This is a genomic window from Methylobacterium sp. 4-46 (assembly GCF_000019365.1).
GTDB lineage: Bacteria > Pseudomonadota > Alphaproteobacteria > Rhizobiales > Beijerinckiaceae > Methylobacterium.
In genome coordinates this window covers 6,876,121-6,900,548 of sequence record NC_010511.1, presented here as the reverse complement: position 1 = coordinate 6,900,548, position 24,428 = coordinate 6,876,121, and the positions used below count along the sequence as shown (strand labels likewise).

The window sequence follows — 24,428 nt, the reverse complement described above, 5'->3', positions numbered from 1 at the left end:
CAGCCGGCGGCGTGGGGCGGGTGCGCCGCGTGCCCGGTCAGCGCGCCGCCGCCACCTCCTCGAACAGCGACAGGATCACCGGGCGGCGGTCGAGGTTGTAGGTCGCGGCCTCGCGGGCGACGCGGGCGATGCGCTCGCTCGCCTCGGCCAGGGCCGCGAGCCGGGCCGGCGGCTCGGCGAGGCGCCGGCCGATCTCGGCCGCGAGGTGGCGCTGCGCCGTGTCGAGGGCCACCTCGTAGAGCGCCTCGGCCTCGCGCCCGCTCAGGCGCTCGGCGAGCGCCAGGACGCGCCGCCAGTCGGGCGCGCGGAGCAGCGCCTCGACCTCGTCCACGAGGGCGAGGGTGGCCGGATCGAGGAGCCCCAGCGCGCGGGCGACGGAGCCCTCGCTCAGGGCGGCCGCCCGGGCCAGCACCTCCGGCGGATGCGCCGCCACGGCCTCGCCGAGCCCGCGCAGCACCCGCACCACCTCGCCCTCGCCGAGGGGGCGCAGGCCGAGCCGGCGGCAGCGGGAGCGGATGGTCGGCAGCAGCCGGCCCGGCGCGTGGCTGACGATCAGGAAGAGCGAGCGCGGCGGCGGCTCCTCGATCAGCTTGAGCAGGGCGTTGGCGCTCGCGAGGTTCAGTTCCTCCGCGCAATCGACGACGCAGACGCGGTAGCCCGCATCGGCCGAGGTCTCGGCGAAGAGGTGGAGGGCGCGGCGCGCCGCCTCGACGGTGATCTGGGTCGGCAGCGTCTTGGCGCCGGGGGCCCGCTGGCGGCGCAGCACCACGAGGTTCGGATGGGCGAGGCTCGCCACCTGCCGGGCGACCGGATGGGTCTCCGGCACGGCGAGCGTCTCGGGCAGGCCCCGCCCCGCCCCGTGGGCGAGGAGGTGGCGCGCCACCCGGTAGGCGAGCGTCGCCTTGCCGATCCCGCGCGGGCCGCCGAGGAGCCAGGCATGGTGCAGCCGGCCCGCGCCGATCGCCTCCCGGAAGGCCCGCTCGGCGGCCTCCTGGCCGATCAGGACCGTCCGCGCCCGGGGCCGGGCGATTCCCGGCACGTCGCCGGGTTCGAGATCCTCGGCCGTCGCCTCAGGCGGCATGGCCGAGCCCCAGGCCGAGTTCCGGTAGGCGCCCGGCCACGACGGCCCGGATGGCGGCCGCCACCGCGTCGGGCTCGCCGGCGGCGTCCACGAGCGCGCAGCGGGCCGGCTCCCGCGCGGCGATGCCGCGGAACGCCTCGCGCAGGCGCTGGTGGAAGGCGAGCGCCTCGGCCTCGAACCGGTCCGGGCCGCGGGCGAGGCCGCGCTCGCGCCCCCGGGCGCGGGCGAGACCGATCTCCGGCGGCAGGTCGAGGATGAGCGTCAGGTCGGGCCGCGTCGCGCCGACCACGACCCGTTCCAGCGCCGCCACGCACTCCGGATCGATGCCGCCGGCGACCCCCTGGTAGGCCCGGGTCGAGTCCGCGAAGCGGTCGCAGACCACCACGGCACCGCGGGCCAGGGCCGGCCGGATCAGGCTGGCGAGGTGGTCCAGGCGGGCGGCGGAGAAGAGCAGCGCCTCCGCGAAGGGCCCGTGATCCTTGGCGGCGCCGGCGAGCAGGGCGGTGCGGATCTGCTCGGCCCGGGGCGAGCCGCCGGGCTCGCGGGTGGTGACCACCTCCCGGTCGCTCCGGCGCAGCCACTCGGCGAGGCGCGCCACCTGGGTCGACTTGCCGGCCCCTTCCCCGCCCTCGAGGGTGATGAACAGGCCCGGGCGCGGCGCCCCGCTCACGACCGGTTCGTCAGCTTGGCGAAGGCGCCGCGCACCCAGCCGGTGCCGACCTCGAGCGCCGCGTCGAGGGCGCGCTGGGTCATGCTGCCGGGGCCGACGCTCTCGGCGGTGTAGAGGGGCATGTCGAGCACCTGCTGCTCGCCCCGGGTGACCTTGAGCCGCGCCACCTCGCGCCCGGCCTCGATCGGCGCCTTCAGGGGCCCCTGATAGACGACGCGGGCCGTGAGTCGGTCGGCGGAGCCTCGGGGCAGGAGCACGCGCACGGGCTTCTTGGCGACCAGGGCGACCTTGCCCTTCTCCCCGCCATAGGTGTCGACCTCGGCCACGGTCTCGCCGGGGGCGAAGACCTGCCGGCCCTCGAAGGCCCGGAAACCCCAGTCGAGGAGCTTGCGGGATTCCGCCGCCCGGTCGCTGGCCTTCTTCAGGCCGCTCACCACCAGGATCAGCCGCTGGCCGTTCTGCACCGCCGAGCCGGTCAGGCCGTAGCCGGATTCCTCCAGGTAGCCGGTCTTGAGCCCGTCCGCGCCGAGATCCATGGTGAGGAGCGGGTTGCGGTTCTGCTGGCGGATCTTGTTCCAGGTGAACTCGCGCTCGGAGAACAGCTTGTACTCGTCCGGGTAGGTCTCGATGAGGTGGATGGCGAGCTTCGCGAGGTCGCGGGCCGTCACCTTCTGGTCGGGCGCCGAGTAGCCGGTGGGGTTGCGGAAGGTGGAGCGGGTCAGCCCGATCTCGCGGGCGTGACGGTTCATGATCTGGGCGAAATTGTCCTCGGTGCCGCCGATCGCCTCGGCCGCCGCGATGGCGGCGTCGTTGCCCGACTGCACGATGATGCCGCGCAGGAGGTCGGGCAGCTTCACCTTGCTGTTGAGCTGAGCGAACATCGACGAGCCGCCCCCGCCCGCGCCGCCGTGCTTCCAGGCGTTCTCGCTGATCGGGAACTCGCTGTCCTGATTGAGGCGGCCCTTGCGCATCTCGTCGAAGATCACCTCGACGGTCATGAGCTTGGCCATGCTGGCGGGCGAGAACGGCTCGTCGGCGTTCTTCTCGTAGAGGACCGAGCCGGAATCGGCGTCGAGGAGGATCGCGTGGGGCGCCTGGCTCTGGAAGCCCTGCGCGCGCGCGGCGCCCGCGCTCGCCGCCGCGAGGAGGAGCCCCGCGACGAGCCCCGTGACCGCCCTGCCCGCCCGTCCCGCCCTGCCCGTCATGCGCCACCATCCGCGTCCTCGACCGGGCGCCACTCTGCCGCCCCGGCCCGGACGGAGCAATTGCGGCGGAACGCCCATCTTGCCGAAGCGCGGCCGCGACCGAGCCGGAGGCGCGGCGGGACGGCGGCCGCCCCGCGGCGGCCGGTCCGGCGAGGAACGCGCCGCCCGCCACCCATCACACGACGGATTGCGTCGCCATGCGGATGTCGGCGTCGCTCAGGCGCCGCGCGGGCGTGTCATACCCAATCCGCATGATCCCTTCGGGATGGCGGATTGGGGCTTCGCTCACGCGCGCGCGGGCTCGCGCCGCGCGGGCGCGTCATCCGCTGTCCGGACGCTCACGTCCGGACAGCGGATCAGAGCATGTCGGCCGTGCGGGCGCGTGGCGCGCGGCCCTTGCGCTCGCCCGCCTCCGCCCCGTCGAGCTTGGCGGTCAGGCTGCGCTCAGGCCCGGGCCGCAGCGGCGGCCGCGGGGGAGCGCCGCTGAGCTGGAGCGGCGAGGTCAGAGGCAGCGGCGCGGCGTGGCGCGGCGTGGCCGCCCGCGCGGCGGGGGCCGCCTGCGCGGCGGCCAGCATGGCCTGGGCCAGGGCGCCGCGGTCCCGCGCCGCCGCGTCGGGCCGCATCGCTGCCGGGAGGGCCCGGAGACCGGGCCGCGGCGGGGCCGCCTGCGCGACCCGCACCGGGGCCGGGGCGGGCGCGGGCCGGGGCGCGACCTCGGCCACCCGGACCGGGGCGGCCCGCCGCGGCGCCTCGGCCACCACGACCGGCGCCGGGGCGACCCGCGGGCGCTCGACGACCGGCCGCACGGGCGCGGCCTCGGGCTCCGGCTGCCGGAAGGCGAAGGGCTTCGCCTCCTCGCCCGCATCCGCCACCATTAGGTTGGCGCCGGAGGGCCTGCCCGCCGGGCTGCCATCCGTGCGCAGCGTCGCCATCAGCTTGCGGTCGTCGCTGCCCGCCACCGAGGCCATGCCCAGATACTCGACCCGCACCCGGGTCGTGCCGCGGCGGTGGAATTCCAGCGCCTCGGCCACCCGCTCGGAGACGTCCATCAGGCGCCCGGCGTGATAGGGGCCGCGGTCGTTGACGCGCACCACCATCGAGTGGCCGTTCGCGAGGTTGGTGACGCGGGCGTAGCTCGGCAGCGGCAGGGTCGGGTGCGCCGCCGCCACGGAGAAGCGGTCGAAGACCTCGCCATTGGCGGTCTGGCGGCCGTGGAAGGCGGTGCCGTACCAGGAGGCCAGCCCCTCGCGGACGTAGCCGCGGGGATTCTCGCGCGGGACGTAGGTGTGGCCGGCCACCACGTAGGGTTTGCCCACCATGGCGCGCCCGCCCCCCTTCGGGATCGGGTCGTTCTCCCCGTAGAGCCGGGGGCTCGGCACCACGCCGTATTTCGGGTCGACCTGCCGGCCGCCGCGGACCGAGGCCGACGCGCCCGGATGCGGGGTCCCGGCGCAGTTCGCGGTGAGCAGCGCCACGCCGGCCACCGCCGCGAGCCGCAGGGCCGAGGCCGTGCCGGAGCCACCGTTCTGGGATCCTGCCATCGCGCTCTCGGTCCCCCTGCCGCCCCGCCGCCGCCCTCCGGGCCGCGACCGCCTTCCAGCCACGCTGACGCGCTTTCATGAAGGAAGACTTGACGGGAGGGAGTCAAACGCCGCCGCGGCACGGGGCGGGCACCCGAGGACAAGCCGCCAAGTCCCCGCAGGGACGAGGAGATCGGCCCGCGGGAGGGCGCCCGGCGGTTCCGGCCGAGTTCTCGTGCGGCACAGCAAGAAAGGCCAGCAAGATCCTGACAGAAAAAGAATTTTTCTTGAACCACGGTGAGCCCGACCCGGCTCGGGCCCGCCCACAGCTTTCTCGGACACCTTCCCGGCCGAGGTCCCGCGGACCGGGCCCCGGTCCCGCGATCGGGCATGGCGGCGGGGGCCGGCCTACTCGGCCGGCTCGACCTCGTCGCTGCCGGCCGGGGCGAGCCGGACCCAGGCGTCGAGCGCCCAGCGGATGCCGTGCCCGGCGAGCGCGGCGAGCGCCATGGCGCCGCCGAGGTTCAGGAACAGGGATGCATCCGCCATGGGCCGTGCCTCACTCAAGGGCCGTCCAGTGGAGCGGCGGAGGCGGCGGGGCGCCAGTGCCGCGGCGCGACACGATCGGGCGATCCCGTCGGATCCGGCCCTCCCTGCGGCCGATCCTCCGCGACTGTGGCAGAAACAGCTTGCCCGAGGATGTGCGCCGGCTCACCGATCGGCCGGGCGGTCCGCCCCGCGGCCTCGCCCGGGCCGGGCGGCCCTCCACCTGAGGCGAAATCCGCTCGATCGAAGCGGATCCCGGATCACTAGCCCGCGCGGCGCCTGAGCGCGGCGCCTGAGCGACGCCGACATCCGCATGGCCGAAATCGGAGATGGCGAAGCCATCAACCGGAGGTTGGATGAGACGCCGCCTCAGGCACGGGCCGCAACGGCCTGGGCAACCTCGCGGTTCGTCCGGCGCCGGGCGCGTCGCGGCGCCCGGGGACGGTGATCAGCCCTTGCGCTGCGCCTTCACGTAGCCGGTGATCGCGGCCTGGCAGGTCTGCGAGAGCTTGGCCTTGTTCTGCTTGAAGCAGGCCTGCACCTCGGGGCCGTCCGGCGGGAAGTTGCCGCAATAGGTGAGGTAGTCGCCCGTGCAGAACTGCTTCAGGGCGGCGCGGTCCGGAGCCGGCGTCTGCACGGGCGCCGCGAGGGCGCCCGTCGAGGTCAGGGCGAGGACGAGGGCGAGGCGATGCAGCACGGGGACACTCCTGGACAAGCCCGGTTCGGCCGGGCCCGGCGCTGAAAGCAGAGGAACGCGTCCAAAAGGGGGTAGCTCGGCCGTGCCGCCGCCCCCGTCAGGTCCGCCAGGGATGCGCGGGAAGCTCGGTCGCCCCCACCGCCCGCGCCCCCGCCTCGGCCACCGCGTGGTCGTCCTCCACGGTCGAGCCGCTGACGCCGATCGCCCCGGACATCACCCCGTCCTTGTCCACGATCGGGATCCCGCCCGGGAAGGTGATCAGCCCGCCATTCGAGTGCTCGATGCCGTAGAGGGGGCCGCCGGGCTGCGACAGCGCCCCGATCTGGCCGGTCGGCATGCCGAAGAACAGCGCGGTGCGGGCCTTCTTCTGGGCGATGTCGATCGAGCCCACCCAGGCATCGTCCATCCGGGAGAAGGCCTTGAGGTTGCCCCCCGAATCCACGACGGCGATGCACATCTGGGTGCCGATCGCCTGCGCCTTGGCGCGGGCGGCCGCGATGGCCTTCTCGGCTTCCTCGATCGTGACGTGCATGGTCTCTCTCCTCGCGCGACGCGGCGTGCTGGCCGCGCCGGGGGGAGATAGGCAGCCCGCGCCCGGCGGCGATGCGCGGCGCGCTCCGCCCTTCGGGCGAGACCCGGGCAAGCGGGCGCGCCGGTCGCCGGCCCGTCAGGACCGGCGGTAGACCCAGACCCGGGCCGGCGGCAGGTTCAGCCAGACCTTGTTCGAGCGGCTCGCCGTGTAGCCGAAGGCCTGGGCCGGGATCGGCGGCACCACCGCGTAGGTGAACTGCACGAAGGGCGCGTCCGGGTGCATCAGGTCGTGCGCCTCCTGCAGCAGGTCGAGGCGCTGCTCCAGGGGCTTGGTGAAGAGCGGCAGGCTCGAGATGGTGGCGCAGGCCGGCTCGGCCAGCACGTCTCCGAGGGTCTCGCGCATCCGGTAGGCGTCGCCGCGCAGGATGGTGGCGCGCGGGAAGCGGCGGCGCAGGAGGTCGCAGAAATCCGGGTTGTACTCGACGAGGACGAGGCGCTCCTGCTCGATGCCGCGGCGCACCAGCGCGTCCGTCACCGGTCCGGTGCCGGGCCCGAGCTCGATCACCGGCCCCGGCCTGCGCGGATCGACGTAGGAGGCCATGGTGCGGGCGAGCAGCCGCCCCGAGGGCGTCACCGCGCCGGTCACCAGCGGCCGCTCCAGCCACGAGCGCAGGAACCGCGCCTCGTCCTCGAACAGGTCGCGCCGCGGCGCGGATCGGGGCAGGGCGACGGCTTTCGCGCTGGATCGGCGGGGCAAGGGCAAGACGGTCGGACCCTTAAATCACGCGGACGATTGGGAAACGGCTCTCGACCAAAGGGGCGCCGCCGTCAAGCCTGGAGCCGGCAAGAAACCCGCCGCCGCCGCGGCGCGGCGGATCCCCGCACGACCGGGCGGAAAACGCGCGTCGGGGGCCCGGGTTCGCGGCGCGAGCTCAGGCGCGGCCCGAGCCGCTCAACCCGTCGAAGAACTCCTTGACCCGGGAGAAGAAGCCCGCGCTCTCCGGGTGGTTATCGGCCTGGCTGCCGAGCTGGTCGAATTCCTGCAGCAATTCGCGCTGGCGCTTGGTGAGGTTCTGCGGCGTCTCGACGAAGACCTGGATGTAGAGGTCGCCGACGTCGCGCGAGCGCAGGACCGGCATGCCCTTGCCTTTGAGCCGGAACTGCTTGTTGGTCTGGGTGCCGCCGGGGACCCGCACGGTGGTGTGGGAGCCGTCGATGACCGGCACCGTGATCTCGCCGGAGAGGGCCGCCGTCACCATCGAGATCGGCACCCGGCAGAACAGGTCGGCCCCGTCGCGCTGGAAGAACGGGTGCGGCTTGATCGAGAGGAAGATGTAGAGGTCGCCCGCCGGGCCGCCGCGCAGGCCGGACTCGCCCTCGCCGGCGAGCCGGATGCGCAGCCCGTCGTCGACGCCCGCCGGCACGTTGACCGAGAGCGTGCGCTCGCGCGTGACCCGGCCGGCACCGCCGCAGGCCGCGCAGGGATCGTCGATGATCTCGCCGCGGCCCTGGCAATTCGGGCAGGTGCGCTCGATGGCGAAGAAGCCCTGCGCCGCGCGCACCCGGCCGTAGCCGCCGCAGGTCGGGCAGACGCGGGGCTTCGAGCCGGCCTTGGCGCCCGAGCCGGCGCAGACCTCGCAGGTGACCGAGGTCGGCAGCCGGATCGTCTCGGTCTTGCCGGTGAACGCCTCCTCGAGCGAGATTTCCAGGTTGTAGCGCAGGTCGGCGCCCCGCTCCCGGCCGCCGGCCCGCCCGCCGCCGCCGCGCGGGCCGGCGCCGCCCGCCCGGGCATCCCCGAAGAACGTGTCGAAGATGTCCGACATGAAGTCGCCGAAATCGGCCCCGAAGCCCGGCCCTCCCGGCCCTCCCTGCGAGAAGGCGGCGTGGCCGAAGCGGTCGTAGGCGGCGCGCTTCTGGTCGTCCGACAGGGTCTGGTAGGCCTCGTTGACCTCCTTGAACTTGATCTCGGCTTCCTTGTCGCCGGGGTTCCGGTCGGGATGGTAGGCCATGGCGAGCTTCCGGAAGGCCGATTTCAGCTCCGCCTCGCCCGCCGTCTTGGCGACGCCCAGCACCTCGTAATAGTCGCGCTTCGACATTCCCCGTCCCCGAGCCTGGAGGGCCCCGTGTCGTCCCAAAGGCGCGCGGCCCCCGGCGCTGCGAGCGCCCGGGACCGCGGCGGCCTTTCCCCGAATTCCGCGTCAGGACGGCGCGCAGGATCCCCGCATCCTGCCGGGATGCGGGGATCCTGCGCGCCCGCCCGGGCGCGAGCGCTCACGCAAACGCGCGCGGCCGGGAGCTCTCGCCCCCGGCCGCGCCGGGCCTCAGGCCCGCTTCTTGTGATCCTTGTCGTCGACTTCCTGGAAGTCGGCGTCGATCACGTCGTCCTTCTTGGCCTGCGGGTCCTCCGCGCCGGCGGACGCGGCCTCGCCGCCGCCCGCCTGCGCGGCGTACATCGCCTCGCCGAGCTTCATCGAGGCCTGCATCAGGTCCGTCGTGCGGGCCTTGATGGTCTCGACATCCTCGCCGGCGAGCGCCTGGCGCAGCGCGTCGATCGCCGTGCTGATGCCGGCCCGGTCGCTCTCCGAGACCTTGTCGCCGTACTCCTTGACCGACTTCTCGGTCGCATGGACCAGGCTCTCGCCCTGGTTCTTCACCTCGACGAGTTCGCGGCGCTTCTTGTCCTCGGCCGCGTTGGCCTCGGCCTCCTGCACCATGCGCTGGATCTCGGTGTCGGACAGGCCGCCCGAGGCCTGGATGCGGATCTGGTGCTCCTTGCCGGTCGCCTTGTCCTTGGCGGTGACGTTGACGATGCCGTTGGCGTCGATGTCGAAGGTCACCTCGATCTGCGGCACGCCGCGCGGGGCCGGCGGGATGCCGACCAGGTCGAATTGGCCGAGCAGCTTGTTGTCGGCCGCCATCTCGCGCTCACCCTGGAAGACCCGGATGGTGACCGCGTTCTGGTTGTCCTCCGCCGTCGAGAAGACCTGGGACTTCTTGGTCGGGATCGTGGTGTTGCGGTCGATGAGCCGGGTGAACACGCCGCCCAGCGTCTCGATGCCGAGGGAGAGCGGGGTCACGTCGAGGAGCAGCACGTCCTTGACGTCGCCCTGGAGCACGCCCGCCTGCACGGCCGCGCCGATCGCCACGACCTCGTCCGGGTTGACGCCCTTGTGGGGCTCCTTGCCGAAGAAGGTCTTCACCACGTCCTGGATCTTCGGCATGCGGGTCATGCCGCCGACCAGCACCACCTCGTCGATCTCGCTCGCCGCGACGCCCGCATCCTTGAGCGCCTTGCGGCAGGGCTCGATGGTGCGCTGGATCAGGTCGTCGACGAGCGACTCGAACTTGGCGCGGCTGAGCTTGAGCGCGAGGTGCTTCGGGCCGGACGCGTCGGCCGTGATGTAGGGCAGGTTGATCTCGGTCTGGGTGGCCGAGGACAGCTCGATCTTGGCCTTCTCGGCCGCCTCCTTCAGGCGCTGCAGGGCGAGCTTGTCCCGGGTCAGGTCGATGCCCTGCTCGCGCTTGAACTCGGCCGCGAGGTACTCGACGATGCGGTTGTCGAAATCCTCACCGCCCAGGAAGGTGTCGCCGTTGGTCGACTTCACCTCGAAGACGCCGTCGCCGATCTCCAGGATCGAGACGTCGAAGGTGCCGCCGCCGAGGTCGTAGACCGCGATCACGCCGGACTTCTTCTTGTCGAGGCCGTAGGCGAGCGCGGCCGCGGTCGGCTCGTTGATGATGCGCAGCACTTCGAGCCCGGCGATCTTGCCGGCGTCCTTGGTGGCCTGGCGCTGCGCGTCGTTGAAGTAGGCCGGGACCGTGATGACCGCCTGCGTGACCGGCTGGCCCAGGTAGGACTCGGCCGTCTCCTTCATCTTCTGCAGCGTGAAGGCGGAGATCTGGGAGGGCGAGAATTGCTTGCCGTCCGCCTCGACCCAGGCGTCGCCGTTGCCGGCGCGCACGATGTGGTAGGGCACGAGGCCCTTGTCCTTCTGCGTCATCGGGTCGTCGTAGGTGCGGCCGATGAGGCGCTTGATCGCGAAGAAGGTGCGCGACGGGTTGGTGACCGCCTGGCGCTTGGCCGGCTGTCCGACGAGGCGCTCGCCCTCGTCCGTGAAGGCGACGATCGACGGGGTGGTGCGCGCGCCTTCCGCGTTCTCGATGACCTTGGGCTGCGTGCCTTCCATCACGGCCACGCAGCTGTTCGTCGTGCCAAGATCGATACCGATGACTTTACCCATGGTGGGATCCCTCGTTGATGTTTTTTAAGCAGACCGCCGAGCCCCGAAGCAGCTCGGCCCATGGTGCTACAGGTGACGAAGATCGGTTGTGCCGGGCGGGATCCGCTGGAACCTCGGGGGGAGAGACGATCCGGGACCCGCGCCGGACGCGATATAAGAACGCCGCCGGAGGCCCGCAAGGCGAGGTCCCCTCCCGCCGAGACGGCCCGCGCGCGGCCCGTCCGTCAACTGCGAATCCGGGCCAGCGGCCAAGCCGCCACGAGAATGTTGCGGCCTTGCCACGCGCCCGCCACGGGGCGCATGCTAGGAGGAAGGTCTGCGCGTCGCGTCCTTGCGCGGACCTGCCCCGGGTGGACCTGCCCCGGGCGGGCCGCCCTGTCGGTCGGGATGCGGGCCTGTCGTCGTCCGGGACCGACCGGGCGCTTGCCGCGAGCCTGCTCAGGAGCCTGATGCCCTCGTTCCGCCCCCTCGCCACGGCCCTCGTCCTGGCCCTCGCCGGGGCCGCCCTGCCCGCCCCGGCCTCCGCCCAGAACTTCTTCGAGGAGCTGTTCGGCATCGGGCGGGCGGCGCGCCCGGCCGCGCCGCCCCGCCCGGCCGCGCCCGCGGCCCCGATGGACGCGCCGCCCCCGGCGGCCGATCCGCGCCCGGCGGCGCCGCCCCCGGCGCCGAGGCCGGTGGTGATCAAGGCGCCGAGCGACGACGGCGCCATCGGCCAGGACCTGCTGCAGAACGGCAGTGCCGGCAGCCTGAAGCTGGAACGGGCCCAGGGCGGCCTCACCGCCCGCGTCACCCTCGAGGGCACCCGGATCTCGCAGCCGATCGAATCCTGCCGGGTGTCGCTCAACAACGGGGCGCCCCTCGCCCTCACCGACCAGGGGCGGCCGAACGGGGTCACGCGGCTGGCCTCGTCGGACCTGGTCTGCCCGCTCCGAATGGAGATCCTGGAGGGCAGCGTGCTCGTCACGCCCCTGACGGAGCCCGACATCTGCGTGTTCCAGGCCCAGGACTGCGCCACCACCCCGAAGGGCCTGTGGGGGCCGGGCGCGGCCTCCCTGGTGACGCGCGCCCAGGAATTCGACGGCGCCCGCGGGGCGGCCGACCGCGCCGTGCGCGAGAACTACCGGGTGATGACCCAGCGCGCCAAGCGCGAGGAGGTCCGCCCGATCGTCGCCGAGCAGGCGGCCTTCTCGGCGGACCGGGAGCAGATGTGCCGCGCCTATGCCCGCGAGGGGGTGCACGGCTTCTGCCACCTGCGCATCACCGAGGCGCGCGTGCTCTCGCTCGCGACGCGGCTCGGCTTGACGGTGAGCACGGCCCCGACCGCCAGCAACGCGCCCCGCCCGGTCCGCCGGCGCCCGCCGCCGGTGGAGGGGATGAACCCGGGCTTCCTCGACACCGGGGAGTGATCCGGGCTCCGCTTGATCGAAGCGGGTCCCGGATCACGCGCCCGCGCGGGCGCCTGAGCGCGGCGCCTGAGCGAAGCCGACATCCGCATGGCCGAAATCGGAGATGGCGAAGCCACCAACCGGATGTCGGATGAGGCCGGGGGCGGCCGCGCGGCCCTCAGGCGTGCCCGGCGCTCATCGAGAGCATGGCGGGCTCGATCCCGATCGCCCGCAGGGCCCGGTCGTACTTGGCATCGAGGGCGGCGTTGAAGATCAGGTCCGGATCGGCCGGGCAGTGCAGCCAGCCATTGGCCTGGATCTCGCTCTCGAGCTGGCCCGGCTGCCAGCCCGCGTAGCCGAGGGCCAGCACGGCGTCGCGCGGGCCCGTCCCGGCCGCGATCGCCCGCAGGATCTCGACCGTCGCGGTCAGGCAGATCCCGTCGTCGATCAGCAGGGTGGACTGGTCGATGTGGAAGTCGGGCGAGTGCAGGACGAAGCCGCGGCTCGACTCCACGGGGCCGCCCATCAGCACGGGCATGTGCCCGACCCGGTTCGGCAGCCGGATGGCGTCGTCCTGGCGGATGATGTCGAGCTGGACCAGCAGATCCGGCATGTTGAGGTCGGCCGCGGGCTTGTTGACGATGATCCCCATCGCCCCCTCGGCCGAGTGGGCGCAGAGGTAGATCACCGAGCGGGCGAAGCGCTCGTCGGCCATGCCCGGCATTGCCACCAGCAGCTGCCCGTCGAGGTAGCCCGCCGCGGAGGCCCGGCCCGGCGCCGTCGTGTCGTCAGGAGCGGATCGCGTGCGCATGGCCCTATGCTACGCCCCGGGCCGCCTTTGTCCATCCTCCACGCCGCCGCGGATCCGGCACGGTCACGTGATCGTTTCTCGCCTTGGTCTGTTTCCTGCTGGTACGCTCATCCGACGTGACCTGAGCCGGCGTATCGCGCACCGCGCGAGTGCGGACGAGTAGGCCATGATCCTCTGTGCTTCCGGGACCCATCGCGCTTCCGGGCGGCGCCGGGCCGCCCGCCCCGCCGCCCTGGCCGCCTGCGCGGCGCTGACGGTGCTGGCGCTGGTCCAGGCGGCCGGGCCCGCCCGGGCGGCCTCGGCCTGGGCCACGGGCCTGCACGCGCGGGCGCGGCTGATCCCCGGGGGACAGGCGGACGGGGTGCGCTTCGCCGGGCTGGAGATCCTGCTCGATCGCGGCTTCAAGACCTTCTGGCGCGATCCGGGCGAGGCCGGGATGCCGCCCGCGATCGACTGGTCCAGCTCGCGCAACGCCGCCGCGGTCGACGTGCTCTGGCCGGTGCCGCGGCGGATGAAGGAGGCGGGCGACGTGGTCTTCGGCTACGAGGACCGCGTCGTGCTGCCGATCCGGGTCGTGCCGGCCGATGGCCGCGCGCCGGTCTCCCTGCGGCTGCGCCTCGATTACGGCGTGTGCAACGACATCTGCATCCCGGTGCGCGCGGATCTCTCGCTGACCCTGCCGGCCGATGCGGCGGCGGTGGGCGACCCGCGGGTGGCGGAGGCGGTGGCGGCCTCGCCGCGGCCGGTGCGCCTGGGCGAGGGGCCGCTCGCGGTCCTGGGCGCGGTGCCCGAGCCGCCGGGCCTCGCCGGCCGGCTCTTCGTCGCGGTGCGGGCGCGGGTGCCGAGCGGCGACAAGGCGGACCTGTTCGTCTCGGCGCCCCCCGGCTGGCTGCTGCTGCCGCCGCCCCGCCCCCTGCCCGAAGCGCCCGGTACGGTGCTGTTCCGCATCCCCGTCCTGGAGCGTCCGCCCGAGGGCCCCGACCAGCTGCCCCTCAGCCTGATCCTGGCGAGCCCGGGCCAGCGCCCGGTGACGACCGAGGCCAATCTCGACACCCGGGAATGGTCGCGCTAAGCACCCGCGGCCCGCGGGGGCGGACGTCCCCGGGCGCACGCGCCCTCCGGAGGGCTGGACGCTCCGGAACGGGCACCGGGGCCGGGGCGAAGGGACCCGGCGGCCTCACCATCGGGAGAGCACCATGACCATCCAGGTAGGGGATCACCTGCCCCAGGCGACCTTCCGCGTGATGACCGCGGACGGCCCCGTGGCCAAGACCACCGACGACGTGTTCAAGGGCCGCCGCGTGGTGCTGGTCGCCGTGCCGGGCGCCTTCACGCCGACCTGCCACCGCAACCACCTGCCGGGCTACGTCGCCAAGCGGGCCGAGATCCTGTCGCACGGCATCGACGGGATCGCCGTGACCTCGGTCAACGACGTCTTCGTGCTCGACGCGTGGGCGAAGGCGGCCGGGGCGGAGGGCATCGAGTTCCTGGCCGACGGCAACGGGGATTTCGCCAAGGCCATCGGCCTCGACATGGACGGGGCCGGGTTCGGCCTCGGCGTGCGCTCGAAGCGCTACGCGATGCTGGTCGAGGACGGGGTGGTGCGCGCCCTCAACGTCGAGGACACGCCCTCGAAGGCCGAGGTGTCGAGCGCCGAGGCGCTGCTGAAGTCGCTCTGAGGCGTCGCGGGCCCTCCGCCGCCGCGGCGGCGGAGGGCCCGCGAAAGGGGTTGCGCGGCCGAGCCGGGCCGGCTAAGACCCCCGGGCTCACGGGCGGCCTCGACCGCCTCGGGCCGTCGGAGCGTAGCGCAGCCCGGTTAGCGCACTAGTCTGGGGGACTAGGGGTCGTGGGTTCGAATCCCGCCGCTCCGACCAAATTCCAGCGATCACCTGAGCGACTTGCAAAGGGCGACCCCGGGGGTCGCCCTTGTCGTTTCCGGCCCCTGGGCGTCTCACGCGGGGTTCGGCGCCAGCTTTTCAATTGCGCCGTGAATGAGCAAGGGCTCGACGCGTCGCGCCGGCGAGGATGATCATGCCCGAAGAGAACGAAACCAAGGAAGGCGGTTCGACGCCCCCGCCGCCCGGGCCGCCGCCCCTGGACGATCCCCCTGCGCCACCGCCGACACCGAAACCGCACTCGCCCGAAGCAATCGAGCCGTCTCCCGGAGCCTGATCCGGCGGGCCGGCCGCGGTCCGGTCGGCCGGGGGACCGCCGGCGCTCGCCTCGTCCCCGGGCGCCGCGGGTTGTCAGCGCGGGCAGGTCAAACCCGGCCGAGGCAGGCGGCCGGTCGCGGTCGTTCCAGTCCGGCGCCTAGGACGGACTCGGGCTGCCTTCGCACCGGACGGCGTACCGCTTGCAGCCAGCCTTCGTGTTCATGGTCACGCACAGCGACCGCGCGGCCGATTGCTGAAAGAGGGTCAGGCGGACGATCGCGGGACGGAAGCTGCAATCGATGAGCTGCCAGGGCTTGCCCGCCGGCCCGGCCATCCGCCGAGCTTCGATCGGCCCATCGTTCTCGACCATCGCGATCCTCCGGCACCCGAGCGCCGCGCGGATCTCACGCTGCCCTGCCCGTGCTAAGAAGAGCCCGCCACGGCGAGGGGGAAGGGCCGGGCGGGCCAGGGGTCTCGGTGAAGATCCTGCTCAGGAAGAGCAGTCGAAGTGTAGGCCCGCCGGGCGGTGGCCAGAATAGCACTTAGGGACCAAGCTCAGCAGGACCCAAGTTCGGCAGTTCCGCGGCACGACCCCGGCCAAACCGAAAGAGAGGCCCGCCGCGGGCGGGCCGGGCGGGCCGGGGAGTGTGCGATTGGGTCCGCACCAGAGAACCACGCCCGCCGTTCCGGCGCATTCACTTGAGCTAGTCTCCGCCGTCTCCCCGTTCCTCAGGCTGAGCACCGCCGATGCGGTGCGGCCGGCCCGCCGGCCGCGGCGCCGTCCCGGCAGTCGCGGGCGCCCCCCTCTCCGCGACCTTCGGGAGCCGAGTGACTGGCGGAAAGGCCGAATCTCTCGCCCATGGGCAAGCAGCCTCCCGCGCCCGCCCCCGAAACCGGAGGCGGGCGAGCCGGCCAGGATCCTCGATCGTCCGGCGCAGCCTGAGCTTTCCTCAGGCCTTGCCGCGCCGCACGGTCCTCCACCCGCCGATCGGCGGCGTGGACGGCCCCGCCAACAGCTGCCTGAACGCGGGGGCCGCCACGGGCTGCGGCGCGGGATCGCCGGCGCCCGCCCCGTCGAGCTCCGGGCCTCCGGGATGCGCTGGCGCGAGGTGCGCACGCGCTGTGCCGATCGGGCCGCGGCATGTGCTGCAGCGCACACGGCGCGCGACCGCGATGCAACACGGTGCGCTGCCGGTTTGTTGCGGAGGCATGTCCAGTCTGCACACGCGTTCCGCCGCCCGTCTTCCCACCCCCGACACGGCCCGTCCGCCGCTGGTCCCCGCGGAGATCTCCGCGCGCTACGCTGCGGTGATGGCCAGGATCCCGCGCGTGCGCATCGATCCCGGCACCCGCAGGTCGACCGAGTCGCTTCCGGCCGTCAGCTCGTTCTACGGCTGAGCGCCCGATGCGCGAACGCCCGGCGGGTGTCGCGCCGATCCGCGCGAACCTCCCGGCCCCCGCCCCGCGGAGGCGGCGGGCATCCAGAGCCGCCAGTACATGGACGCATCCCTGAACATGAGACAGATCAATTCTCTTGCTCGTGGGATGTCCAGGTGCACAGAACTCCGTCATGTGCTGCAAATATGGTCATTCCACTTCGACCGTCGGCGCTCCAGCCGAGCTCTCAATCGAAGATCTGTTCACGAAGCAGCATGACGCGGACGAAAATCTCGGCGCGCTCATTGAAGCCGGTCTGAACGATCTCAGTCCCGGGAAGTCGCTGACTGTCGGAGACAGGAAGCTCGACCTCGCAGCACCCGGTTTTTTCACGATTCGTTGACGAATTGCAGATCGTCTCCTTCGGCGTCCGAGTAGGGTCGCCCCGTCAGCACCGATCGATGCGAGGTGCTGCCCAGGATGGAGGAGGTCCACGTGACTCAGTGGCCGACCCAACCCGTTCGACCACAAGCGCCCGAGGCAGCCCCGCGCCGCCCGAGGGTCGTGCCGTTCGATCCGTACTTTCCTCGCGCGCCGCGCCGCGATCGCGCGGCCGATCCGGATCGGGCCGAGGCGACGCCGCAGGGTGAGCCCGAGGTCAGGTACGATCCGCACTTCCCGGCGCCCACGCGGTGATGTGCCGGGTCCTGGGCGGGGGCGCGGCGCGCCGTCGACCGCCCGGGCCGGGCCGGCACGCAGGGGGGATGATCCATCGAGCCGCGGCGCAGCGGCCCGCCCCCGCACGCGCACGCCACCGCCCGGGCGCCGTGCGCGTGGCCGAGAGCGCTCAGGCGGTCATCGAGCTCGGTGCCTGAACGAGAACATTGTTCAGGTTCGTATTGTACGACACGCCGTACAGCTCGACCGAGCCGCCGAGAACATGGCCGCTGTCGTAGAAATTCAGCTGCAGAAATCCGTCAGAGGCTCTGGATTTCTCGGCCGTGGTCCCGGCGATCAGCGCGATCTTGTCGCCCTGGCCGACGGAGAAGTCCCGGACCACGTCGGTGCCGTCGTTGGCACCGAACACGAAGGAATCGGCACCGAGCCCACCCGACAGGGTGTCGTTCCCGACGCCGCCGATCAGAGTGTCGGCGCCGTAGCCGCCGGCGATCGAGTCGTCCCCGGCATCACCGAAGAGCCGAACGGACGACGCGTCGGTGGTGTAGGTGATCAGGTCGTTCCCGCTGCCGCCGTGAACCGTGTCCATCCCCTCGCCGCCGCTCCCACGGATCGTGTCATTGCCCGATCCGCCGTCGATCGCGTCGTTCCCCTTGCCGCCGCGGATGTAGTTGTCGCCGCCCTCCCCGAAGATCGTGTCGTTGCCCGAGCCGCCGGTGATCGTGTCGTTGCCGCCGTCGGCCGCTCCGTCGCCCGCGTCGCCGTAGAGCAGGGAACCGGTGGTGTCGTAGGCCCAGTAGATGACGTCGCTTCCGCCGCCGCCGTAGACGGTGTCGCGGCCGGTCGCGAGATCGGCATTGCCCCCGCTCGCGATGACGTCGTCACCGCCGCCGCCGTCGATCAGGTCGTTACCGTAGCCGCCCGCGATCTGGTCGTTGCCGGATCCGCTCAAGATGGTATCCGCACCGGTGCTGCCGTACAGCGAATCGTTGCCAGTCGAGCTCTGAAACTGGAAATTGACCGGGACGGTCGTTCCGGACAGATCATACTTGTAAGGGTTGCGTCGGGCACATTTTGGGCGTCGTCGACCACAGTATATGTATTCGTTGCGGAATCGTAGCTGACGGACATCGGTCTCTCCCCTGAGCTTGACTAGTTATGTCAAACCAGATGAGATTGATAGTGCATCGAGGCCAGGAACGGGGATGGCCCGGATCTGCGACAAACCGACATAATCTATTTGCGTGAGGCAGATCCGAGAATGCTCAGGCGAGCGAACAGAGCCTGCATTGCGCGACGAAGGCTCGAGACGTGACATGCCCGGCGCGCGGCGTCGCGGCGGCAACCGTCCGAGGGGGCCGCGCGCCCCGCGCGGCCGAGGGGCTGGCGCATCGTCCGACGACGCGGATGCCGGTTCCTCGCAGACGATGCGGCACCATCAACGACCGAGAGCAGCGTCCGAGTACAGCGTGATCGGGCGCTGCTCTCGTCGTGATCGCCTGCGAGCCGGCCCGCCGGCGGGGCGGCGCGCCCGCGGCCCGCACCGGTGACGCCCCTCAGCGCGGTCGCGTTCCGGGCCGCCACGCGCAGACGCGGGCGCGGTCGTTGACCCAGCAGCCGCCCTGGCGCACCACGTTGCCCAGCGGGTCGTGGGCGTGCGAGGCGCGCTCGACACCGTTCCAGAAGGCCTCGGCCCGCCCGGTCCGACCGTCGATGCTGACGATGGCGAAGGCCTCGCCGGGCTGCTCGGCCCCGGTCTGGAACGAGCCGCCCGGAAACACGATCATGCGGCAGAAGCCGTCCTTGACGGTGCGGCCGTTCACCTGGATCAGGCACTCGCCGTCGATCGTCGCGACGCAGAAAGCCGGCGAGGCGGCGAGCGCGAGCAGGACCGTGGCGGACAGGGTCGCGCGGATCACGCCGAGCGCCCCGAACGCGAGGGAGGCCGCCGGGACGGCGCGGGCACCGTCGCGGCGCTCGGGTCACCCGGCATGCGGCCTCTTGGGGCCGGTCCCGCCGGACACGGCGTCCAGATCGCGGTCGGGGAGCGCATCGCGGTCCCCCGCCTCCGGGGCGGGTCCCCCGCCCGACGCGCCAGCCCCGGCATCCTTGGATGGCTCCTCGCGCTGGTCTTCTGGATCCGGCACCGACCTCTCCCATGGCGGCTCGACGTGGGCAACCGGCGCCCTGGCCCGGGGCGCCCGGTCCGCCGATCATGCGCGCAATCGGTTGAAGGATTCTATTCCCCATCCGCTGTCCGGACGATCACGTCCGGACAGCGGATGACACGCCCGCGCGGCGCCTGAGCGACGCCGACATCCGCATTGCCGAAATGGGAGATGGCGACGCAATCCGTCGGATGTCGGATCAGACGGCGCTGCGGGCGGGTCCGGGCCCCGGCCGGGATGAGGCGCCGGGATCCTCGGGGCGAGCGGAACGTTGGTCGCGTCTCCGAACTGCGTCCAGGAGACCCAGCCGGTGTCCTCGCCCGTCGTGCTCGCCCTCGTCGCGGTCCCAGTCTTCGTCGTCGGCCTGCTCGTCATCAAGTGGCTTGAGCCGTGGGCCGATCTGGTGAGCGGCGTGCTGAGCGTCGCCGCGCTCGCCCTCTGCATCTACGTCGCGGCGCTGTCCGCGAGTTCGACCGGGCAGCGCCGCGCCGTGATGGCGGGCGGTCCGCAGACCTTCGTCATGCCGGCCGCGCATCGCGCCGACCGCGCCCAGGGCGCGCTCGGCGCCCCGGCGCGCGTCGCGGGAACGCCCGACCAAGCGCCGCGGGCGCCCCGATAGCCGGACGGGGCGTCGCCGAGACCGGGAGGGGCGAGCCTCGGCCCCGGCCCGAGATCCCGCGAGGCGCCCGCGTGCCGCGGCGGACGCCCGCCGGCCCCGCGTGAACGGTCCGGCGGCCGGGCCCGTTGGCCCGCCACGAACGCACCGGACCGAACGTGGAGCGGATGGAACGACCCATCACGCTTGGCTGGAGCGCCCTTGGCTGGAGCGCCCTTGGGTGGAACACACTTGGCTGGCAGGCACCGTGGCCGCCGCATTCGCGCTCGCCCCCGTCGCCGCGGATGCGCGCGACGGCGCCGGTCTCGGCGGCGGGTTCCGGGGACCGGGATCGGCACCGGCGGGCTCGGCTCGGGCGGAGCGCGCATCGGCGCTCGGGGACCCGCCCTCGGCGCGGCCGGCATCGCCGCGGGCGCGAATCGCGGGATCGTGGTCGGGCGCGGCTTCAACGGCCGCGAGGGCCAGGCGGGCGGCTTCGGCCGCCGTCGCGGCTGCGGCCGGGCCGTCGGCTCCGGCGCCCTGGGCCTCGGGCTCGCGACCGGCGACGCCCTCGGCGCGCCCTCCGGCAGCATGGACGATTGCGCGGACCGCCTGAGCGAGGGCCTGCCCCTGCCGGCCTGTTGCAGCGATGCCTACGGCGCCACCTCCTGAGCCGCCCTCGGGACCGCCCCCGCATCGTGACGCCCTGGCGCGGGGTCGGACCGGCGCCCTGCCGGCCGCCCGGCGGCTCCCCGCCGCCGAGGGGCCGCAGGGCCCGCGCGAATCGCTGAGCGAGGTCCAGGCCGCCGCTCCGCCGCGCCTCGCGGCGAGCGGAGCGGTCGAGGCCGGCGGCGCGACCCGCACCCTGGCCTGAAGCGGCGCTCCGGCGCCGCGCTACTTCCCGAAGCCGTTGGCGTTCGGCGGACCCTGCATCCGGCCGCCCGGCTGGACCTCCCGGCCGGGCGCCGCGCCCGAGGCGCCGGGACGCGTCGAGCCGGTCGCGTCGGTCTGGCCGTTGAAGCCCGCCGCGTTGGGCGGCCCCTGCATGCGCCCGCTCGGCTGGACCTCCCGGCCGGGCGCCGCGCCGGAGGCGCCCGGACCCGAGCCCTCGGCGGCGAGCGTCGCCGTGCCGACCAGGAGCGTTCCGACCAGGGCCGCCGCGGCCCCCATCGTTGCCGTTCTCATGCGCCGTCTCCTCCACCGCATCTCGCGCCACCGGTGGCGGTGGCGTGGGGCAACGCCCGGGGGCGCGGTCCGTTCGCCCAGGCCTGACCGGGGTCCGGCCGCGACACCCTGCGCCAGCCCGCGACCGCGCACGAAGCCGCCGCTGCGGCGTTGATGCCGGGTCCGGCCGGCGCCTCGCCCGAGACGCCGGGCCGGAGCTCTCAGACCAGATCCCGGGTGGAACCGCCGATGGCCAGCAGCACCGATCCTCTCTCCGACCGCGCCCTCTCGATCCTCGCCTTCGCCGCCTATCACCACCTGGCGACGGGCCAGCCCATCCGGGCGGTCGTGCGCCGGGACGGGTCCGGCCACCGGGCCGACCCGGACGGGGCCGCCGAGATCGAGGCGCGCGGCCTCGCGTCCCTCAGCGCGGACGAGATCACCTTCACGCCCGACGGCGTCGCCCGCGTCGAGACCGCCGTCGCGGCCATGCGTCAGGCCGCCCGCTCCTGACCCCCCGAGAGGCTCCGCCCGGGGCCTCGCGCGCGGACCGCCTCGGCGTGCTTACCCATCGAGAGATGACTATTGAATCGCCGCGCGCGGGTGGTCTACTCGACACGCTTGCCGCGGGGCCGTGATTTGATGCTGAGGTGGTTGCGCTCGCCGAGAAAACTGTCGGTCCGCGTGCATTTCGACGAGCGATTCTATCGGCTCCGCTACCCCGATGTCGGGGTGGCGGGGGCCGATCCCTTCGCGCACTACATGTCCTTCGGCTGGAAGGAGGGGCGGGACCCGTCGCCCTCCTTCCCGACCCTCCTCTACAAGGACAAGCATCTCGGCCCGACGCCGCGGACCAACCCGCTCGCCCATTACGCGGCGCGGCCCGAGGCGGAGCGGCAGCGGGCGGTCGCGTTCTCGGCCGAGGAGGCGGTCGCGATCCAGGCCCGCGTCGTCCGGGACCATTTCGACGAGGCCTTCTACAGGGACGCGGCGCGCCTCGATGCCGGGGCGGACGCCCTCACGCATTATCTCACGGTCGGATGGCGGGAGGGGTACGAACCGGCGCCCGGCTTCTCGTCGGCCGCGCATGCGGGCAAGCACCGCCACATCGCGGCGACGGGCCTGTGCCCCTTCTACCACTTCGTGTCCACCTACGGCCTGCTCGATCACCCGGAGCCGCTCGAGGCCGCCCTGGCCTGCGGCGCGAGCGGAGGGAGGGCACGGGTGTCCCGCCCCGTCGTCCTCAGCACCATCGCGCAGGAATTCGACCGCGCCTCCTACCTGACCCGGTACGCGGATGTGCGGCAATCGGGCATCGACCCGGTCGAGCACTACGTGGATTTCGGCTGGAAGGAGGGCCGCGATCCCAGCGAGTGGTTCTGGACGGGCTTTTATCGGGAGGAGCAGGCCCCGCACCTCGGCGACGCGGTGAACCCCTTCTACCACTACCTGACGGAGGGGCGGCCGGCGGGGTTGCTGCCGAACCCCTTCGGCTGCGGCGAATGGCCGCCTCTGGAGGCGCCCCGCGCGGATGAGTGGGATGCGGCGCGGCCGGCCGCCGACCTTGCGGCGGCCGAGGTCGTCGTGATCGTCCCGGTCTACAAGGGACGGGCCGAAACCCTGCGGGCGATCCACGCCGTCCTGTCGAGCCGCCAAACCACGTCCTTCGCCCTCGTCGTGGTGGACGATTGCGGGCCGGAGCCCCAGCTGCGCGCCGCCCTGCAGGCCCTGGCGGCGAGGAAGTTCCTGATCCTCGTCGAGAACGCGGAGAATCTCGGCTTCGTGCGCTCGGTCAACCGGGGCATCGCGGCGAGCGGCGACCGCGACGTGATCCTGCTCAATTCCGACGCCGTGCCGTCCGGCGACTGGATCGACCGCCTGCGGGCCCATGCCCGCGCCAACCCGGACGCGGCGACCCTGACCCCCCTCTCCAACAATGCCACCATCTGCAGCTACCCGCAGGCCAACATCGACAACCGCCTCGCCCTCGAGATCGGCCCGGCCGAGATCGACGCCTGCGCGCGCGCCTGCAACCCGGGCCGCGCCGTCGAGGTGCCGACCGGGGTCGGCTTCTGCTTCTACATCCGCGGCGAGGCGCTCGCGCGGATCGGTCCCTTCGACGCGGAGACCTTCGGGCACGGCTACGGCGAGGAGAACGACTTCTGCATGCGGGCCAAGCAGGCCGGCTACCGCAACCTGCTCGTCCAGGACGTCTTCGTGTACCACGCGGGCGGCGTGTCCTTCTCGACCGCCTACATCGACAACGCGCCGCGCATCGAGCGGCGGCTGAGCCTCAAGCACCCCGACTATTTCGGGGCCGTGCAGCGCTTCATCGCGGCGGATCCCGGCCGCGAGGGGCGGATGCGCCTCGATCTCTACCGCATCGCCCGGCAGGCCGGCCCGCGCGCGGCCCTGTTCGTCACCCACGAGAGGGGCGGCGGGATCGAGACCCACGTCCGGGACGCGGCCGCGCGCCTCGCGGGCGAGGGCGTCCCGGTCGTGCTGCTGCGCGTGGCGGGGCACTCCACGGTCAAGGTGGAATTCGCGCCCGAGAGCCGCCGCGCCGTCCTGACCTGCTCCTGCGACGCCATCCACGTGCTGCGGCACGCGGCCTCCCTCGAGAGCTTCCTCGGATGGCTGCAGCCGCTCTTCGTCCACGTCCATTCCCTGGTCGGGCTGGAGTGGCGCGCGACCCGCCGCCTGATGGAGATCCTCGCTCCCCTCCCGCGCCGCTACGTGACGCTCCACGACTACTCGCCCGTCTGTCACCGCAACGACCTCGTGACGAGGCTCGGCACCTATTGCGGCCTGCCCGGGGTCGAGACCTGCCGCGGCTGCTTGGCGGCCGACCACGACGATCCCGATTGCGTCGACCCCGACGAGCGCCGGAGCGCCTACGCGGCCTTCGTGGCGGGGGCCGAGGCGGTCTTCGCCCCTTCCCGGGACATCGCCGCCCGGATCGGGCCGCTCCTGCCCGGGGCGCGGATCGCGCTGCGCCCCCACGCCGAGACCCTGACGCCCCGCCCGCTCCCCGCCCTGCGCCGGGGCGAGGTGCTGCGCGTGGCGGTCGTCGGCGCGATCGGGCCGCACAAGGGAGTCGCCCTGCTCCACAGCCTGGGGCTCGACGCCAGGCTGCGGGATCTGCAGATCCGCTACGCGGTCGTCGGCTACACCTCCATGACGGACCGGCTGTCGGAGATCGGCGTCACCGAGACCGGACGCTACCGCTCGCCCGACGAGGCCATGGACCTCCTCGAGGCGGAAGGGGCAGACGTCGTGCTAATCCCGTCGATCTGGCCGGAAACCTACTGCTACGCGCTCTCCATCGCGCTCGCGGCCGGCCTGCCGCCGCTCGTCTTCGATCTCGGAGCTCCGGCCGAGCGCCTGCGGGCCCGCCAGGAGGGGCTGCTGCTCGATCCCGCGCTGATCGAGCGGCCGCAGGAGGTCAACGACAGGCTGCTCGACCTGCCGCTCGCCGAGCTCTACGCGCGCCGCCGGCCCTACCCGTCCCTGTCGTACGGGTCGATGCTCACGGAGTATTACGGCCTGAAAGCCGAGGAGGTCTCCCCGGCGCAGCCGTCCCGCGGGGCCGCGCGCCGGGCGTGA

The 24,428-nt window shown here is 73.2% G+C and carries 23 protein-coding genes and 1 tRNA gene; 9 read left to right on the top strand and 15 right to left on the bottom strand.

The window, feature by feature from the left end; all coding sequences use genetic code 11:
• Positions 1 to 37 precede the first annotated feature (37 nt).
• The 10 genes from M446_RS30385 to dnaK all read right to left on the bottom strand — a co-directional run bounded on the left by M446_RS30385 (position 38) and on the right by dnaK (position 10,491).
• The gene (locus M446_RS30385; RefSeq protein WP_012335923.1) at positions 38 to 1,081 is read right to left on the bottom strand and encodes a DNA polymerase III subunit delta'; all 1,044 of its coding nucleotides are present in this window, start codon (positions 1,079 to 1,081) and stop codon (positions 38 to 40) included.
• Positions 1,071 to 1,751: a dTMP kinase gene (tmk, locus tag M446_RS30380; RefSeq protein WP_012335922.1), complete on the bottom strand. Its 681-nt coding sequence runs from the start codon at positions 1,749 to 1,751 to the stop codon at positions 1,071 to 1,073. The genes M446_RS30385 and tmk overlap by 11 nt, the downstream gene beginning before the upstream one ends.
• Positions 1,748 to 2,956, bottom strand: coding sequence for a D-alanyl-D-alanine carboxypeptidase family protein (locus M446_RS30375; protein ID WP_012335921.1), 1,209 nt, complete (start codon positions 2,954 to 2,956; stop codon positions 1,748 to 1,750). Before M446_RS30375 ends, tmk begins: the two co-directional genes overlap by 4 nt.
• Before the next feature lie 356 nt (positions 2,957 to 3,312).
• Positions 3,313 to 4,497 (bottom strand): septal ring lytic transglycosylase RlpA family protein, encoded by a 1,185-nt coding sequence (locus M446_RS30370; protein WP_012335920.1) that lies wholly within the window; start codon positions 4,495 to 4,497, stop codon positions 3,313 to 3,315.
• 387 nt (positions 4,498 to 4,884) lie between these two features.
• A complete protein-coding gene (locus tag M446_RS38405) occupies positions 4,885 to 5,025 on the bottom strand; it encodes a hypothetical protein (RefSeq protein WP_012335919.1) in 141 nt (46 codons plus the stop codon).
• A 445-nt stretch (positions 5,026 to 5,470) separates the two neighbouring features.
• Positions 5,471 to 5,719, bottom strand: coding sequence for a hypothetical protein (locus tag M446_RS30365; RefSeq protein WP_012335918.1), 249 nt, complete (start codon positions 5,717 to 5,719; stop codon positions 5,471 to 5,473).
• Between the two features lie 97 nt (positions 5,720 to 5,816).
• A complete protein-coding gene (locus M446_RS30360) occupies positions 5,817 to 6,251 on the bottom strand; it encodes a GlcG/HbpS family heme-binding protein (RefSeq protein ID WP_012335917.1) in 435 nt (144 codons plus the stop codon).
• A gap of 135 nt (positions 6,252 to 6,386) precedes the next feature.
• Positions 6,387 to 7,013 carry a class I SAM-dependent methyltransferase gene (locus tag M446_RS30355; RefSeq protein WP_026191026.1) on the bottom strand — a complete coding sequence of 209 codons (627 nt, stop codon included), beginning with the start codon at positions 7,011 to 7,013 and terminating at the stop codon, positions 6,387 to 6,389.
• 169 nt (positions 7,014 to 7,182) lie between these two features.
• Positions 7,183 to 8,346: a molecular chaperone DnaJ gene (gene dnaJ / locus M446_RS30350; protein ID WP_012335915.1), complete on the bottom strand. Its 1,164-nt coding sequence runs from the start codon at positions 8,344 to 8,346 to the stop codon at positions 7,183 to 7,185.
• Positions 8,347 to 8,571: 225 nt separating this feature from the next.
• Positions 8,572 to 10,491 carry a molecular chaperone DnaK gene (dnaK, locus tag M446_RS30345; RefSeq protein ID WP_012335914.1) on the bottom strand — a complete coding sequence of 640 codons (1,920 nt, stop codon included), beginning with the start codon at positions 10,489 to 10,491 and terminating at the stop codon, positions 8,572 to 8,574.
• Between the two features lie 449 nt (positions 10,492 to 10,940).
• Between dnaK and M446_RS30340 the strand changes: the two genes are divergently transcribed.
• Positions 10,941 to 11,897: a hypothetical protein gene (locus M446_RS30340; RefSeq protein ID WP_012335913.1), complete on the top strand. Its 957-nt coding sequence runs from the start codon at positions 10,941 to 10,943 to the stop codon at positions 11,895 to 11,897.
• Between the two features lie 157 nt (positions 11,898 to 12,054).
• Here the strand turns inward: M446_RS30340 and M446_RS30335 are convergent, their stop codons facing one another.
• Positions 12,055 to 12,687 (bottom strand): YqgE/AlgH family protein, encoded by a 633-nt coding sequence (locus M446_RS30335; protein ID WP_012335912.1) that lies wholly within the window; start codon positions 12,685 to 12,687, stop codon positions 12,055 to 12,057.
• 166 nt (positions 12,688 to 12,853) lie between these two features.
• On the opposite strand from M446_RS30335, the gene M446_RS30330 reads away from it, so the two are divergent.
• From M446_RS30330 to M446_RS30320, 3 genes are all read left to right on the top strand, one after another.
• Positions 12,854 to 13,759, top strand: a complete 906-nt coding sequence (locus tag M446_RS30330; protein ID WP_012335911.1) for a protein-disulfide reductase DsbD domain-containing protein — start codon at positions 12,854 to 12,856, stop codon at positions 13,757 to 13,759.
• Between the two features lie 124 nt (positions 13,760 to 13,883).
• A complete protein-coding gene (locus M446_RS30325; RefSeq protein ID WP_012335910.1) occupies positions 13,884 to 14,366 on the top strand; it encodes a peroxiredoxin in 483 nt (160 codons plus the stop codon).
• A 117-nt stretch (positions 14,367 to 14,483) separates the two neighbouring features.
• A tRNA-Pro gene (locus M446_RS30320) sits at positions 14,484 to 14,561 on the top strand.
• Positions 14,562 to 14,997: 436 nt separating this feature from the next.
• Here the strand turns inward: M446_RS30320 and M446_RS30315 are convergent.
• Positions 14,998 to 15,210, bottom strand: coding sequence for a hypothetical protein (locus M446_RS30315; RefSeq protein ID WP_012335909.1), 213 nt, complete (start codon positions 15,208 to 15,210; stop codon positions 14,998 to 15,000).
• Positions 15,211 to 16,410: 1,200 nt separating this feature from the next.
• Here M446_RS30315 and M446_RS37740 point away from each other — a divergent pair.
• Positions 16,411 to 16,620, top strand: a complete 210-nt coding sequence (locus tag M446_RS37740) for a hypothetical protein (RefSeq protein WP_150108758.1) — start codon at positions 16,411 to 16,413, stop codon at positions 16,618 to 16,620.
• A 444-nt stretch (positions 16,621 to 17,064) separates the two neighbouring features.
• Here the strand turns inward: M446_RS37740 and M446_RS30305 are convergent, their stop codons facing one another.
• Both M446_RS30305 and M446_RS30300 read right to left on the bottom strand, forming a co-directional pair.
• On the bottom strand, positions 17,065 to 17,847 hold the full coding sequence (locus M446_RS30305; protein ID WP_012335907.1) for a calcium-binding protein: 783 nt from the start codon (positions 17,845 to 17,847) through the stop codon (positions 17,065 to 17,067).
• A gap of 604 nt (positions 17,848 to 18,451) precedes the next feature.
• Positions 18,452 to 18,814: a hypothetical protein gene (locus M446_RS30300; protein WP_012335906.1), complete on the bottom strand. Its 363-nt coding sequence runs from the start codon at positions 18,812 to 18,814 to the stop codon at positions 18,452 to 18,454.
• A gap of 559 nt (positions 18,815 to 19,373) precedes the next feature.
• Between M446_RS30300 and M446_RS30295 the strand changes: the two genes are divergently transcribed.
• Positions 19,374 to 19,682 carry a hypothetical protein gene (locus tag M446_RS30295; protein WP_018263526.1) on the top strand — a complete coding sequence of 103 codons (309 nt, stop codon included), beginning with the start codon at positions 19,374 to 19,376 and terminating at the stop codon, positions 19,680 to 19,682.
• A gap of 426 nt (positions 19,683 to 20,108) precedes the next feature.
• Complete coding sequence (locus tag M446_RS30290) at positions 20,109 to 20,330, top strand: hypothetical protein (RefSeq protein ID WP_012335904.1); 222 nt, start codon at positions 20,109 to 20,111, stop codon at positions 20,328 to 20,330.
• 222 nt (positions 20,331 to 20,552) lie between these two features.
• Here M446_RS30290 and M446_RS30285 read toward each other — a convergent pair whose 3' ends face one another.
• Complete coding sequence (locus M446_RS30285) at positions 20,553 to 20,843, bottom strand: hypothetical protein (protein WP_236728846.1); 291 nt, start codon at positions 20,841 to 20,843, stop codon at positions 20,553 to 20,555.
• A 228-nt stretch (positions 20,844 to 21,071) separates the two neighbouring features.
• On the opposite strand from M446_RS30285, the gene M446_RS30280 reads away from it, so the two are divergent.
• Both M446_RS30280 and M446_RS30275 read left to right on the top strand, forming a co-directional pair.
• Complete coding sequence (locus M446_RS30280; RefSeq protein ID WP_012335902.1) at positions 21,072 to 21,335, top strand: hypothetical protein; 264 nt, start codon at positions 21,072 to 21,074, stop codon at positions 21,333 to 21,335.
• 129 nt (positions 21,336 to 21,464) lie between these two features.
• Positions 21,465 to 24,428, top strand: coding sequence for a glycosyltransferase (locus tag M446_RS30275; protein ID WP_012335901.1), 2,964 nt, complete (start codon positions 21,465 to 21,467; stop codon positions 24,426 to 24,428).